This window comes from Pseudomonas sp. LF-5, assembly GCF_037626295.1.
Lineage (GTDB): Bacteria > Pseudomonadota > Gammaproteobacteria > Pseudomonadales > Pseudomonadaceae > Aquipseudomonas > Aquipseudomonas monsensis.
On sequence record NZ_JARKMT010000001.1, the window covers coordinates 723,029 to 736,191 of the forward strand.

Annotated in this window: 11 protein-coding genes; 6 read left to right on the forward strand and 5 right to left on the reverse strand. The window is 60.2% G+C overall.

What is annotated here, in order from left to right:
* Window positions 1–23 precede the first annotated feature (23 nt).
* Window positions 24–1,121, reverse strand: a complete 1,098-nt coding sequence (locus tag PseuLF5_RS03335) for a carboxynorspermidine decarboxylase (RefSeq protein WP_336346669.1) — start codon at window positions 1,119–1,121, stop codon at window positions 24–26.
* A gap of 229 nt (window positions 1,122–1,350) precedes the next feature.
* On the opposite strand from PseuLF5_RS03335, the gene PseuLF5_RS03340 reads away from it, so the two are divergent.
* Window positions 1,351–2,268, forward strand: a complete 918-nt coding sequence (locus PseuLF5_RS03340) for a LysR family transcriptional regulator (protein ID WP_340132919.1) — start codon at window positions 1,351–1,353, stop codon at window positions 2,266–2,268.
* Window positions 2,269–2,337: 69 nt separating this feature from the next.
* Here PseuLF5_RS03340 and PseuLF5_RS03345 read toward each other — a convergent pair whose 3' ends face one another.
* Genes PseuLF5_RS03345 through PseuLF5_RS03355 form a run of 3 tightly spaced genes read right to left on the reverse strand, consistent with a single transcriptional unit; the run spans window position 2,338 to window position 6,325 of the window.
* Window positions 2,338–4,593 carry a xanthine dehydrogenase family protein molybdopterin-binding subunit gene (locus tag PseuLF5_RS03345; protein ID WP_340132920.1) on the reverse strand — a complete coding sequence of 752 codons (2,256 nt, stop codon included), beginning with the start codon at window positions 4,591–4,593 and terminating at the stop codon, window positions 2,338–2,340.
* Window positions 4,590–5,054, reverse strand: coding sequence for a (2Fe-2S)-binding protein (locus tag PseuLF5_RS03350; protein ID WP_186745386.1), 465 nt, complete (start codon window positions 5,052–5,054; stop codon window positions 4,590–4,592). Before PseuLF5_RS03350 ends, PseuLF5_RS03345 begins: the two co-directional genes overlap by 4 nt.
* Window positions 5,051–6,325 carry a c-type cytochrome gene (locus PseuLF5_RS03355; RefSeq protein WP_340132921.1) on the reverse strand — a complete coding sequence of 425 codons (1,275 nt, stop codon included), beginning with the start codon at window positions 6,323–6,325 and terminating at the stop codon, window positions 5,051–5,053. The genes PseuLF5_RS03350 and PseuLF5_RS03355 overlap by 4 nt, the downstream gene beginning before the upstream one ends.
* A 286-nt stretch (window positions 6,326–6,611) precedes the next feature.
* On the opposite strand from PseuLF5_RS03355, the gene PseuLF5_RS03360 reads away from it, so the two are divergent.
* From PseuLF5_RS03360 to PseuLF5_RS03380, 5 genes are all read left to right on the forward strand, one after another.
* Entirely contained in the window at window positions 6,612–7,256 is a 645-nt protein-coding gene (locus PseuLF5_RS03360; RefSeq protein ID WP_123468802.1) for a DsbA family oxidoreductase, read from the forward strand.
* 39 nt (window positions 7,257–7,295) lie between these two features.
* A complete protein-coding gene (locus PseuLF5_RS03365) occupies window positions 7,296–8,408 on the forward strand; it encodes an alkene reductase (protein ID WP_267794688.1) in 1,113 nt (370 codons plus the stop codon).
* 50 nt (window positions 8,409–8,458) lie between these two features.
* Window positions 8,459–9,601 (forward strand): FAD binding domain-containing protein, encoded by a 1,143-nt coding sequence (locus tag PseuLF5_RS03370; protein WP_340132922.1) that lies wholly within the window; start codon window positions 8,459–8,461, stop codon window positions 9,599–9,601.
* A gap of 106 nt (window positions 9,602–9,707) precedes the next feature.
* Window positions 9,708–10,607 (forward strand): LysR family transcriptional regulator, encoded by a 900-nt coding sequence (locus PseuLF5_RS03375; RefSeq protein ID WP_123468797.1) that lies wholly within the window; start codon window positions 9,708–9,710, stop codon window positions 10,605–10,607.
* A gap of 117 nt (window positions 10,608–10,724) precedes the next feature.
* The gene (locus tag PseuLF5_RS03380) at window positions 10,725–11,852 is read left to right on the forward strand and encodes a GGDEF domain-containing protein (protein ID WP_186745375.1); all 1,128 of its coding nucleotides are present in this window, start codon (window positions 10,725–10,727) and stop codon (window positions 11,850–11,852) included.
* Window positions 11,853–11,946: 94 nt separating this feature from the next.
* Here PseuLF5_RS03380 and PseuLF5_RS03385 read toward each other — a convergent pair whose 3' ends face one another.
* Window positions 11,947–13,014, reverse strand: a complete 1,068-nt coding sequence (locus PseuLF5_RS03385) for an ArsO family NAD(P)H-dependent flavin-containing monooxygenase (RefSeq protein WP_340132923.1) — start codon at window positions 13,012–13,014, stop codon at window positions 11,947–11,949.
* Between the last annotated feature and the right edge of the window lie 149 nt (window positions 13,015–13,163).

The following is a 13,163-nucleotide window of genomic DNA, read 5'->3' on the forward strand; positions in this document are numbered from 1 at the left end:
TTTCTCTCCTTTATCTGTCCGTTTCAAGAAAGGCTGGACAGGTAGTCTTCGTAACCGAATTGGCGAACCACTTCGACGGTACCATCGAGTTGTTTCACAACGATGGATGGCATTTTCAGGCCGTTGAACCAGTTCTTTTTGACCATCGTGTAGCCGGCGGTATCAATAAATGACAGTCGATCGCCAATGGCCAGCGGACGGTCAAATTGGTACTCGCCGAAGATGTCTCCGGCCAGGCACGATTTGCCGCACACCATGTAGGTATGTTCACCCTCGCTCGGTGCCAGCTTGGCGTTGAGGCGATAGATCAACAGGTCGAGCAAGTGGGCTTCAATGGAGCTGTCCACCACCGCCAGGTGCTTGCCGTTGTAGAGGGTGTCGAGCACGGTGACTTCGAGCGAGGCACTGTTAGTGATCGCCGCTTCGCCAGGTTCCAGGTAGACCTGCACGCCGTACTTTTGCGAGAACGCCTTGAGACGTGCGCAGAACGCGTCCAGCGCATAGCCTTCACCGGTGAAGTGAATGCCGCCGCCCAGGCTGACCCAGCTGACTTTGTGCAGCAGCTCACCGAAGCGTTCTTCGATGGTGCAGAGCATTTGGTCGAACAGGCCAAAGTCGCCGTTCTCGCAGTTGTTGTGAAACATGAAACCGGAGATCTGGTCGATGACGCCTTCGATCTTCTGCGGGTCCCACTCGCCCAGACGGCTGAACGGACGCGCCGGGTCGGCCAGCAGATAATCGGAGCTGCTGACTTGAGGGTTGACCCGCAGGCCGCGGACTTTGCCTTCGGAGCGCTCGGCAAAGCGTTGCAGCTGGCTGATGGAATTGAAGATGATCTTGTCGCAGTTGGCGAGCATCTCCTCGATCTCATCGTCGGCCCATGCCACGCTGTAAGCATGGGCTTCGCCTTCAAACTTCTGGCGGCCGAGCTTGAGCTCGTACAGCGACGACGACGTGGTGCCGTCCATGTATTGCTGCATCAGGTCGAACACCGACCAGGTTGCGAAGCACTTGAGCGCGAGCAGGGCTTTGGCCCCGGACTGTTCGCGCACGTACGCAATCTTCTGCATGTTGGTCAGCAGTTTCTGTTTGTCGATGAGGTAGTACGGCGTTTTGATCATTTCGAGGCCTCCGGCAAGGCCAGCCAAAAAAGGATGCGCATTGTGCCCGGACTGACCACATATCGAAAGAGCAGAGCGCATGGTGCACTGATTTAATCCGCCCGATTTTGCTCGGCACGCGCCGGGAAGTGCAATGCCACGGGTCGCTTTGGTCGTCTGGTCGTGGTATCTCGTCGGGCGTGCATGGGCGCAATGTTCAACATGAATCACGGGTGAAGCAGGGAGTGTCATGGACAAGTTGCTCGCATTGAAGATGTTCGTCCAGGCGGTGGATTCAAAGGGCTTTTCGTCTGCCGCTCGACAACTGGGGCTGGCGACATCGTCGGTGACGCGGATGATCGATGCACTCGAGGCGGAACTGGGTGCGGTCCTGCTGAATCGGTCCACGCGGCAAATCTCGTTATCCGATGCCGGCGCCGCCTACTACTTGAAAGCGCGGGAGGTGCTCAACGCTGTCGCCGAGGCGGATGCGTCGGTCACTGATCGCGGGGAGCTGCCGGCAGGGCATCTGCGTATTTCCGTGCCCGTCGCGCTGGGCCGCCGTCTGATTGCGCCTCATATCGCTTCGCTGTTGAAGCGTTACCCGCAACTCGTGCTGGACATGACGCTTTCTGATGACATCGTTGAATTGCTGGGGGAGCGCGTCGATCTGGCGATCCGGTTGGGATCGGCAGCCGCCATGGACGGTGTTGTCAGTCGTCCCGTCGGTCATTTTCGACGCCGGGTGGTGGCCAGCGCGGAGTATCTGAATACGCGGGGTTATCCGAAGCATCCCATGGACCTCGTGCAGCACGAGTGCCTGCGCTTCAGTTATGGCCCAAAGCAACAGGTCTGGACGTTCTTGAAGGACGGTGAGGCGACGCGGGTACTGATTGACGGCCACTTCAAAAGCAACAATGCCGAGGTGTTGCGCGAGGTGGCGCTGGCAGGCGGCGGAGTGGCGCTGTTACCTGACTGGCTGGTCGACGACGATATCGGTCGTGGTGATCTGACGTCGTTGTTCGAGTCATTTGTGATCAATCCGAACGATGTCAGTTCAGCGATTTCCGCCCTGTATCTTCCCAATCACCGAGGTTCCAAACGCGTTAATGCATTTATTGATTTCGTCAGCGAGTTGCTCGGGCCTGAAGGCCTGGTCGTGCGCTGATCGTCTCGTGGTCGACGGGCGGTGCAAGTGATCCTTCACCGCCCGTTTTCCATTCGGATGGCCCATCGGTCATGATCCCAGTGCATCCTGCCAGCCACGCCGCGCCAGTGGCAGGTCCAGCAAGCGTTTGCCGGTTGCATCACTGATGGCGTTGCCCAGTGCTGCGGCCATGGGACCCTGGACGATTTCCGCCGCCCCGAGAAAGGGTTGCCCCGGCTGATCAAGCATGTGCACCTCGACCTGTTGCGGCAAATCCGGAAAGCGCATGATCGGGTAGCCGCTCCAGTCGAAGCTGTGCAGGCCGCTGGCGTCATAGAGGATTCGTTCATAGAGCGTCCAGCTGGCGGATTGCACGATGCCGCCCTGGATCTGGTTGAGCAGTCCGTCCGGGCTGACAATTTGCCCCACGTCGACGGCGGCGACTACGCGATCAATCGTCACCTGCCCGGTCTGGCGCTGTATGTGCAACTGCACAGCGATCGCGCAATAGCCCATGATGTTTTTGTAACGGGCAAAGGCGAAGCCGATGCCGCTGCCCGGTCCCGTGGCTTTTTGCGGCCAGCGGAACTCAGCGGCCACACGCTCCACCACCGCCCGCGCGCGCGGATCGCTCAAGTGGTTCAGGCGAAACTGCACTGGGTCCACACTGGCCCGCGCCGCCAGTTCGTCGACAGTGCTTTCGATCGCGAACACGTTGATATGGGCACCGAGCGAACGCATGGCCGAGGTCCTGAATGGCATGCTCAGCACAAAGTTCAGATCGACCTTGAGGTTGGGGATCTCATACAACGGAACGGCATTACGGTCGCCGTCCCCCTCGGGCTGGGCGATCGGCACGGAAGGTGCCGGCGTGAAGGGCTTGGCCAACAGCCACGCCGGCAGCAGGCGCCCGGCATTGACGATACGTTCGTTGTGCGGGGTACTCCAGAGTTCGTATTTCCAGTCACGCAGCTGCTTGCCCTCATCCAGTTCCGCCTGCACCTCGACCAGCATGGCGGAGCTGTAGGGTTCCCAGAGGTTTTCCTGCTCGCGCATCCATTGCAGCCGAATCGGTTTGCCCGGCAGCGCCATGGCGATCAGTGCCGCGTCGGCGGCGGCGTCATCGGCGCCATTGTGGCCATAGCAACCGGAACCTTCGGCATGGATACAGCGGACTTGTGTCACCGGCAGTCCCAGCATTTCGGCGATACCCGCACGCAACGGGTAGACACCTTGAGAGTGGGTCCACACGGTCAGTGTGCCGTCCCTGAACCAGGCCACTGCGCAGGATGGCCCGATGGAACCGTGCATCAGGTATTGCTTGGTGACCCGCGCTTTGTAGGCGTGCGGCCCCGGTTGCGCGAGGCTGCCCTTGGCACTCACCGGGTAGCGACGGGCAGGCAATTGTGTGAGCAGTTGATGAATGTGCGCCGAGTCGGGCAGGGGATTACCTTCAGTCCAGCGGGCGGCGGCATAGCCTTCGCGCATCGCTTTGATCGCCAGCCACTCATCGCTGGCGACCACGGCGAGGTAGCTGCCGTTGCGGATCAGTTTCACCACGCCGGGAAGCTTCGTGAGGGCAGCTTCGTCAATGTCCAGCAACTGACTGCCGCGCCGGGGCGGTCGTATCACCCGCGCGTGCAACATGTCGGGCAGGCGCATGTCCTGCACATAGGCCGCGCCGCCGCTGACCTTGGCTGGAATGTCCAGGCGCGGCAACGACTGGCCGATGAGGGTGAAGCGGTCGGCGGGCTTGAGCGGGGAACTGGCTGAAGCGAAACGATGCAGTTGTACCCCGGCCACTGCCTGCGCGTAAGTCATGCTGCGACCTTGCGCACCGTGGATCACCGCATCCCGCGTGGTCAGGCTGTCGACGCTGACCTGCCATTGCCGTGCTGCGGATTCGAGTAACAACTGCCGAACCTGAGCCGCGGCGTTGAACAGTGCAGTGCCACTGTCGACGATCGTATGGCTGCCGGCGGTGTAGCCTTCGTTGGGCGTCAACGCGGTGTCGGCCGTGAGAAAACGGATGAGTGCCGGCGGCACTTCCAGGCGTTCGGCGGCGATCTGCAGGAGCGCCGTTTTAACACCGGTGCCCAGCTCCACTTTGCCGGTGTAGACGGTGATGCCATTTTTTTCGTCGATGCGGATCCAGGCGTCCAGATAGGGCGTGGCGCGCAGGCTGCCGGGCAGGTCCGGCGCCAGGATTGCCGTGCCCAAAGTGTCCACTTCGGTGTCAGCGAAGGCGCGGGGAATGCCCGGAAGTATCGCGAAGCCCAGCACCAGTGTGCCGTTTATCACGAAAGCGCGGCGGCTCAGATTGACGTTGTCTGCGCGCTGTTTCATACCTTGCCTCCCTGCGCGACGACCGCCTTGATCGCGGCGAAGATCCGCACATGCGTGCCGCAGCGGCACAAGTTGGGCGCCATGTGGCGGCGGATCGTGTCATCGTCTGGATGAGGGTTGCTTTCCAATAGCGCCTGCGCCCGAACGATCATTCCGGCGATGCAATAACCACACTGAGCGGCTTGTTCATTGATAAAGGCTTTCTGCAGTGGCCCCGGCTGGTCGATGCTGCCCAGGCTCTCGACGGTGCGTACCGATTTACCCGCCAGCGCACCGCAAGGCGTCAGGCAGGAAAACACCGGTTTGTCGTTGACCAGCACGGTGCAGGCGCCGCACTGACCCAGGCCACAGCCGTATTTCGCACCGTTGAGCCCTACCTGGTTGCGCAAGGCATAGAGGAGGGGCATGTCGTCTGCGATATCCAGTTGGTGCGTCTTGCCGTTGATGTCGAGTGTGATCACGGTTGCTGCTCCTGAGCCCGAATGCTTTTGAGGGTCTTGTCGAGATCCGTCCAGGGGCGGTTGGCACAACTTTCGTTGCGCAAGTACTCGGCAAGTGCAGCCACATGGCTGTCGTCCAGGCTATGGGCGAAGGCAGGCATGTAGTGGCTGGAAGCGGCGCTGGACATCGGGATGCCCTGCAGGATGGTCTGAATCAAATTGCGTGGTGAATCAGCCAGCACCGCCGAGGTGGTCGCCAGTGCCGGCCGCGATTCGATGACGCGCATCGGCGCGGCGCGGCCGTGGCAACCGGCGCAGGCGCCGTCGAACAACGCTGCGCCCGCAAGCGCCTTGGCGTTCGGTTTGACAGCAGAAGTGCAGGGCGCTGACGGGGCATCCGCCGAGGTCTTCTTCAGATCAAGAATGTACTGCGCGATGGCATGGGCATCTTCCGCCGGCAAACGGGCGATGCTCAGGCTGACCGGCAACATCGGACCCGCTGCGGCGCCGTGCCCTTCAGCGACTTCCCCCGTGAGATAGGCGACCAGCTGTGCTTCATTCCAGGGGTGGTGCGCCTCGCTCATGCCGCGCAAGGCCGGGGCTGTCCAGCCGTCGACGACACCGCCGTTGAACAATTCGCTGCCTTTCTCCCCGCCAATCAGATTCAGGGGCGAATGGCAGGATGAACAGTGCCCCGGCCCCTCGACCAGATAGCGTCCGCGGTTCCATTGTTCCGAACGGTCGGGAACCGGCACCAGCGGTTGGCCATGCAGGAACAGCAAGTTCCAGAAAGACACCAGCGGCCGGAAGTTCATGGGGAACACCATGTGATTGTCCGGTGCGGTGTATTTGATCGGGTCCACGCTCATCAGATAGGCGTAGGCGTCGGCGATATCGGCATCGCTCATTTTCCGGTAGTGCACGTAGGGGAAGGCCGGATAGAGAAAGTGGCCGTCACGCGCGATGCCTTCGCGCATGGCCCGCTCGAAGGCGTCCAGTGACCATTGGCCGATACCGGATTGCGGGTCCGGGGTAATGTTGGTGGTGAAGAGGGTTCCGAAGGGCGTGACCAGCGGCAAACCGCCAGCCATGTAGGCGCCACCAGGCCGTGTGTGACAGACCGCACAGTCGCCCGCTTCGACGACTCGGCGGCCTCTGTCGAGCGTCTCGCGATCGGCCTTCAGGGTTTGGCTGACAGGGGCAATTTCCGGCCTCCACATCATCCACAACGCAAATCCCGCCCCCGCAACGGCGATTGCCAGAACGGCCCCGATGATCGTCTTGCGCTTCATCGCCTTACCTCTCGAGCTGAATAAACGACAGTGGTTTCAATCCGCGACGTGCCCTTGGTGTACGGCGGTTTTCATCGACTGAGCTTAGAGAGGACGGTTGTGACGGAGTACCCCAGCCAGGCGCAACGCTACATTGCGCCAGACGCAACGGGCGCAATGTCAGCATCAGGCGTGATCGGCTCAGCGTTGCGTTTGGCGAAAAACAACGTTGTGCAACAGGTGGATTCTCTGGCGGCGCCCGGACACCTACCTTGGGGGGGTGCAACATTCAACCACGGAGCCCCTCATGAGCATGCACTCATCCACGATTCAGGTGACTTACGACTTCATCTGCCCATGGTGCTGGATCGGTGAGGAAAATCTCGAACGCGCACTGGCCGCCACGGGCTTTTCAACCAGCCACTCCATCCGTTTCCTGCCTTATCAGTTGAACCCGGACATGCCTGTTCAAGGCATGGATCGCAAAGCCTATCGCTCTGGCAAGTTCGGCAGCTGGGCACGTAGCCAGGCGCTGGACGCCCAGGTCACCCACGCCGGAAAGGCTGTCGGCCTTGAGTTCGATTATGAACGCGTCGAAAAAACGCCCAACACTCTCGCCGCGCATCGCTTGGTATGGCGCGAGCAACAGGCCGGTAGGGACGCGTCCCCGCTGGTCAGGGCCATTTTCAAGGCGTATTTCGGCGCAGGGCGGGACATCGGCGACCTTACGGTACTGGCTGACATCTGTGCCGAAACCGGGCAGGACCGAGGCGCCATTGTCGATTTCCTCAAGGCCGATGAAGGCACGGCGCAAGTCTTGGCACTCGAAGCCCGATCCAAGGCGTCCGGTCTGCGCTCGGTGCCGACTGTGCAGATCGCCGATGACGTCATCAACGGCGCCCAACCCATCGAAATAATGATCCAGATACTGGAACGCAACCAGGCCGCCTGAGGCGTCTGTTCACTCCCTCCCCATACAGGAAAAATCATCATGACTCAGCACTTGTTCAGCCCGATCAAGCTCGGCCAACTCAGCTTGAAGCACCGCGTCGCCATGGCACCACTGACTCGCTCGCGGGCGGGCCAACCGGGCAACGTCCCCACATCAATGAACGTCGAGTATTACCGTCAGCGTGCCAGTGCCGCCTTGATCATTACCGAGGCGACCCAGATTTCGCAGCAGGGCCAGGGTTACGCCTGGACGCCTGGCATCCATAGCGACGAGCAGATTGAAGGCTGGAAGGCTGTCAGCGAGGCCGTACACGCAGAAGGCGGGCGCATTTTCCTGCAACTGTGGCATGTGGGCCGAGTGTCGCACCCGGTGTTCCAGCCCAACGGCGGCTTGCCGGTGGCGCCGACCGCACAGCCGGTGCCCGGCAAGACGTTCATCTTGAACGAACAGGGCGAGGGCGTCTGGGGCGATGTGCCTGTCCCTCAAGCGCTGGACATTCCAGGCATCGAAGCAATCATCGCCGACTTCCGCGCCGCCGCCCGTAACGCGATGCTCGCCGGTATGGATGGCGTGGAAATTCACGCGGGCAATGGCTACCTGCTCGACCAGTTCATTAACAGTGCCAGCAATCAGCGCAGTGACCGCTACGGTGGAAGCATCGAAAACCGTGCACGCTTGCTGCTTGAAGTCGTCGATGCCGTGACTGCACAAATCGGTGCCGAGCGGGTTGCCGTTCGCCTGACACCGATGGGGCGTTTCATGGGAATGGGCGATGACACCCCGGAGCAAACCTTTGGCTACATTGCATCCCGGCTCAATCACTGGAATCTGGCTTACCTGCACCTGGTTGAACCGATGATGGTCGGCACCGTGCTTGATGAAAGTAACGATCCACGCTGGGATGCGATCATCAAGCAACTGCGCGCGCAGTTTCACGGCGTTCTGATGTTGGCCGGAGGCTACAGCGGCGAAACGGCCGAGCAGGCCATTGCGCAGGGCCGTGCGGACATCATCGCGTTTGGTCGTCCGTTTATTGCCAACCCTGACTTGCCCACGCGCTTGCGCGGTCGCAAGCCACTCAACGTTGCCGACGGCAACAGCTTTTTTGGCGGCGACGCCAAGGGCTACATCGACTATCCGGTGTTGGCATGAGCCATCGCTCAACGGAGTCTGGGGAATCACCCGGCAACGAGGAGAAAGCTATGAAAAGTTCAGGCGTTTCGAAGGCCTTGGTCATTGGTGGTTCTCTGGGAGGGCTGTTCGCTGCCACGGCATTGCGCGCGATCGGTTGGCAGGTCGATATTTACGAGCGATCTCCCGCCGCGCTGGATAGCCGCGGCGGAGGCATCGTTCTGCAAGCGGATGTCCTGCACCATTTTCGTTATGCGGGCATTCATCCTGCCGGGGCGCTCGGGGTCCGCTCCCATGATCGGCTTTATCTGGATCGGGCAGGCAGCGTCGTGCATAAAGAGCCGATGCCGCAAACCCAGACGTCCTGGAACGCCCTGTACAGCTCATTACTGTCTGCATTTCCTGCCGAGCATTATCACCGTGGCAAGACGTTGGTCGATCTGACGCAGAATGAGCACCGCGTCACGGCGATGTTTGCCGATGGCAGCGCTGCCGAGGGCGACTTGCTGATTGGCGCTGATGGCGCGGGGTCGAGCGTGCGCAGCGTGGTGCTGCCCGGTGCGGCGCCTGCCTACTCGGGGTATGTGGTGTGGCGTGGGCTGGTCGATGAACAGCAGCTGCCAGACTTCGCCAAGACACAGCTTTACGAGGACTTTGTTTTTCAACAAGACCCTGAATCGCTGATGCTCGAATACATGGTGCCGGGTGTGAGTGGTTCCGTTAAGCCTGGCGAGCGTCGGTTCAACTGGCTGTGGTATTTGAAAGCGGCACCAGGGCCGGAACTTGATGCCGTGCTCACTGACAACAACGGCCATCGGCGCAGCCACTCGATTCCACCCGGGACCTTGGCCACTGGACAGGAGGCTTACATCCGGGAAATGGCTGAGCGGCTGGTGAACCCGGCTTTCCGCGAGCTGATTCGCCAGACCCGGGACATTTTTGTGCAAGCGATCCTTGATTTCCAAATCCCGCAAATGGTGTTCGGTCGCGTGCTGTTGACGGGCGACGCCGCGTTTGTGCCGCGTCCTCATACCGCCGGCAGCACAGCCAAGGCTGCCCGCAATGCACTGTCCCTGGCACAAACCATCGACGACTCCGGCGACCTCGATCATGCCCTGTTGGCCTGGCAGCAACAGCAACTTGCAGAAGGCCGGCGCATGGGGGATTGGGGCGTGAGCATGGGCAATCGGATCATGGGGATTGCCCAGGCCTGACAGCGCGGGCTGTGGGCGGTGATCCAACAGAGCACAGCCATGCAAGACTCGCGCTGCCAGGTCGTGCACAGTCGCTGTGTTTACCTTTCGATTCCGGAATCAGGACATGGATAAGTTGCTGGCGCTGAAGATGTTTGTCGAAACGGTGCGCTGTGGCGGTTACTCATCTGCAGCGCGCAAGCTCGGCATCTCGACTTCATCGGTGACGCGACAAGTCGCGGGGCTGGAGAGTGAGCTGGGCGCCAGCCTGCTCAACCGCACGACACGCAACACTAGCGTCACGGTGGCGGGGCAGCACTATTTCGATAAAGCTGTGGCGATTCTCGCGGCCATCGACGCCGCCGATGCCACCGTTGCCGACCGTGGCAGCGAAGCTCAAGGACGTTTACGGGTCAGTGTGCCGGTGGAGTTTGGCCGGCGAATCATCGCTCCGCATTTGGGGCGCTTGCTTGAGCGTCATCCGGGCCTGGAAATCAGTCTGTCGCTGAGCGACGAGGTCAGTGACCTGCTGAGCGAGCAAATCGATGTGTCAGTGCGCCTCGGTTCATCGGTCGTCAGCGATGACATCGTCAGCAAGCGGCTGGGTGGTTTCCAGCGCTGGATTGTGGCCAGTCCCGACTATCTGAGGCGAACCGGCCTGCCGCGACATCCACGTGATTTGCTTGAGCATCAGTGCCTGCGTTTCGATTACCGCAAGGGCGACAACAACTGGACATTCAAGGGCGCAGGGGACGTCACCCATGTGGATGTGCAAGGACGGCTGCAAAGCAACAATGCCGACATTCTGCGCGAGGCGGCCTTGGCCGGTGGCGGGATGACGCTATTGGCCGATTGGCTGGTGCACGAGGATGTCAGTGCAGGCCGGTTGACGCGGGTGCTGGAGCACTATGAGATCAACCCCGGTAGCGCAAGCACCTGCATCAACGCGCTGTATTTGCCCAACCACCGGGGCTCGAGTCGCATCAATGTGTTCATCGCGTTTCTTCAGGAAATACTCGCGGCCTGAGCACGGCCTGCGCCGGCCGTTGGTAAAGATTGTGCGTATTGTTAATTCTCTGTTGTTTGCGTTGCTGGCGAGGTGCCACAATTTAGCCTGTCGATTCATCATGTTCAGGCGGATTAAATGGATGATCTTGAGCTAGGAAGTGATCAGGGCTCACACATAGCCGAACAGGTTCGAACAGATCGCTTGCAGCAGTTATTTCGACAATCAGGTGCTGCCGTTTTCGGCAGTTATATGGCAGCCGTCATGCTTTGTTGGCTGTGTTGGGATCGGTTCGATCACACGGTGGTTGTTGGATGGATAGCGTTATTGACGGTGTCGACGTTACTGCGTATCTGGATGTTCATTGGCTATTTTCGTAGCCCTGTCACTGAACGCACGCCCAAGCGTTGGGAGCGAAAATACTGGTGCACACTTGTGTTGTCCGCCGGTATATGGGGCGCCGGGGCACTCGCGGTCATACCGGCCCATGACCTGTTGGCCCAGGCGATGGTGATGCTTTTTACGGTCGGGATGTCTGTCAGCGCGGTATCGTGTTATTCGGCCTATCGGAACATGACGATGTTATCCATCGGCCTGGTTCTATTGCCTTGTTCAACGTGGCTGTTGTTTCAACCCTCAACCTTGCAAGAAGGCATGGCGCTCGCCGTGTTTGTGTTTGCCTCATTTGTAGCCAGCGCTACGCGCAGAATGTCAGACGCCCTTGAAACCGCGTTTCGTCTGACCCGTGAAATGGAGCGGGAAAACAGGCTTTCCATCAGAGCCGCTCGAACCGATGAACTGACTGGCCTGAAGAATCGCCGCGCTTTTTTCGATGACGCCCACCAGCTCTACAGTGAATGCAAAAGCAACGGTTCGGTACTTTGCGCCGTGATGCTCGATATGGATCACTTCAAGCACATCAACGATTCTTACGGTCACCAGGTAGGGGATCAGGTTCTGCGTCAGGTGGGTGCGGTCATCAGTGCGTCGATCCGTAAAAACGATGTACATGGCAGGCTAGGGGGCGAGGAATTCGCTATTTTGCTTCCCGATACCAGCATTGAAGTGGCGACGAGTATCGCGCAGGAGCTGATGCAGGCTATCGCCGGACTGAAGGCAGAGCCTGCTGACCGCATAACGGCCAGCCTTGGCGTGGCGTCATCGGATTTCACCGACGATAGTCTCTACAGTTTGATGAACAATGCCGACAGAGCGCTATACAGAGCCAAGTCATATGGTCGTAATCAAGTGGCTGTTGCTCAATAGCGCTTTTCGCTCAGTAGGGCATCACGGCGGCGGCCGCTGATGACTTCGGCTGGAAGGTCGTCGTCATTGTTTCGCAGTCCTGGAGCTCGCCGACTCACTGCGTCTTTAAAAACCGCTCAATCTCCTCAACGGTGCTGCGCGCTGTGCGGGTGACGCCAATCAGTGTCGCTGAAGCGGCGCCGGTCCAGTCTCCATAACCGACCAACCACAAGCGCGGCTCCTTGATCGAATGCGTGCCTTCAACGGCCACACGTCCGTCGGCGGTGCACACACCCAGTGATTGCAGATAGCCGAGGGCAGGGCGGAAGCCGGTGCACCAGATGACAACATCGACCGGCGTCTGCAAGCCATCGGCCCATGTCACGCCGGTTTCGGTGAAGCGCAGGAATGGCCGAACCGCGTGTAATACGCCGCGTTCCCGGGCCTCGAGGACCGGCGGCACCATCACGATGTCACCCAAGCCACCGACCGGTTGCTCCACGACGGTGCCAGCGAGCTGGGCTTTCCAGCGTTCGGTGGCGCGTTCGAACAGTACCCGGCCATCTACGTCATCGGCGAGAAATTGCGGCGGTTGCGGAGTGACCCAAGTGACGTCGGCCACCTTTGAGACTTCCGCGAGGATCTGTGCACCGGAGTTGCCACCGCCCACCACCAGGACTTTTTTCCCGGCAAACGGCTTGGCGTCGACGTAGTGGGCCGAATGCAACTGTTGGCCATTAAAGGTTTCGCTGCCGGGGTAATGCGGCAGGTAGGGATGGCGCCAGGTGCCGGTCGCGCTGACCACTGCGCGGGCTAGCCAGCTGCGGTCTTGGGCCTTTACATGAAGGCGATTACCCCGGTGCTCGATGGCATTCACCCAATAGGGACGTTCGATCGGGAATTGGTAGCGTTGCTCATACTGACGCAGATAATCCAGCACGTTGTCGCGGCTGGGGTAGCCGTCTGTGACCGGTGGCATCATCCAGCCGGCGATGGAACTCCACGTCGCGGGTGAAAACAGTCGTAGAGAATTCCAGCCATGTCGCCAGGCACCACCCGGTGCGTCTTCAGCGTCGATGATTACGAAGGAGCGCCCGGTTCGGCGCAGGAAGTAAGCCACCGCGAGTGCGGACTGGCCACCGCCAATAATCGCAACATCCACGTCAGTGCAGTTGGCAGGCATCGGGAATCCTCAGGTCAGCGAGCGTCAGGCTACATTACCCCATCCAAACCGAGTGTTTTCTGACGTTCCTCAAGCAGCTGCGATTTAAACCACTGCCCCGAACAACGCCCCCACCAGCGCCGTGATACCCATGGCCAACACACTGTTGC

Bases quoted from the DNA above. Each gene is read 5' to 3' on its own strand.
- PseuLF5_RS03335 (WP_336346669.1), bottom strand. From the start codon at position 1,121: ATGATCAAAACGCCGTACTACCTCATCGACAAACAGAAACTGCTGACC.
- PseuLF5_RS03340 (WP_340132919.1), top strand. From the start codon at position 1,351: ATGGACAAGTTGCTCGCATTGAAGATGTTCGTCCAGGCGGTGGATTCA.
- PseuLF5_RS03345 (WP_340132920.1), bottom strand. From the start codon at position 4,593: ATGAAACAGCGCGCAGACAACGTCAATCTGAGCCGCCGCGCTTTCGTG.
- PseuLF5_RS03355 (WP_340132921.1), bottom strand. From the start codon at position 6,325: ATGAAGCGCAAGACGATCATCGGGGCCGTTCTGGCAATCGCCGTTGCG.
- PseuLF5_RS03360 (WP_123468802.1), top strand. From the start codon at position 6,612: ATGAGCATGCACTCATCCACGATTCAGGTGACTTACGACTTCATCTGC.
- PseuLF5_RS03365 (WP_267794688.1), top strand. From the start codon at position 7,296: ATGACTCAGCACTTGTTCAGCCCGATCAAGCTCGGCCAACTCAGCTTG.
- PseuLF5_RS03370 (WP_340132922.1), top strand. From the start codon at position 8,459: ATGAAAAGTTCAGGCGTTTCGAAGGCCTTGGTCATTGGTGGTTCTCTG.
- PseuLF5_RS03375 (WP_123468797.1), top strand. From the start codon at position 9,708: ATGGATAAGTTGCTGGCGCTGAAGATGTTTGTCGAAACGGTGCGCTGT.
- PseuLF5_RS03380 (WP_186745375.1), top strand. From the start codon at position 10,725: ATGGATGATCTTGAGCTAGGAAGTGATCAGGGCTCACACATAGCCGAA.
- PseuLF5_RS03385 (WP_340132923.1), bottom strand. From the start codon at position 13,014: ATGCCTGCCAACTGCACTGACGTGGATGTTGCGATTATTGGCGGTGGC.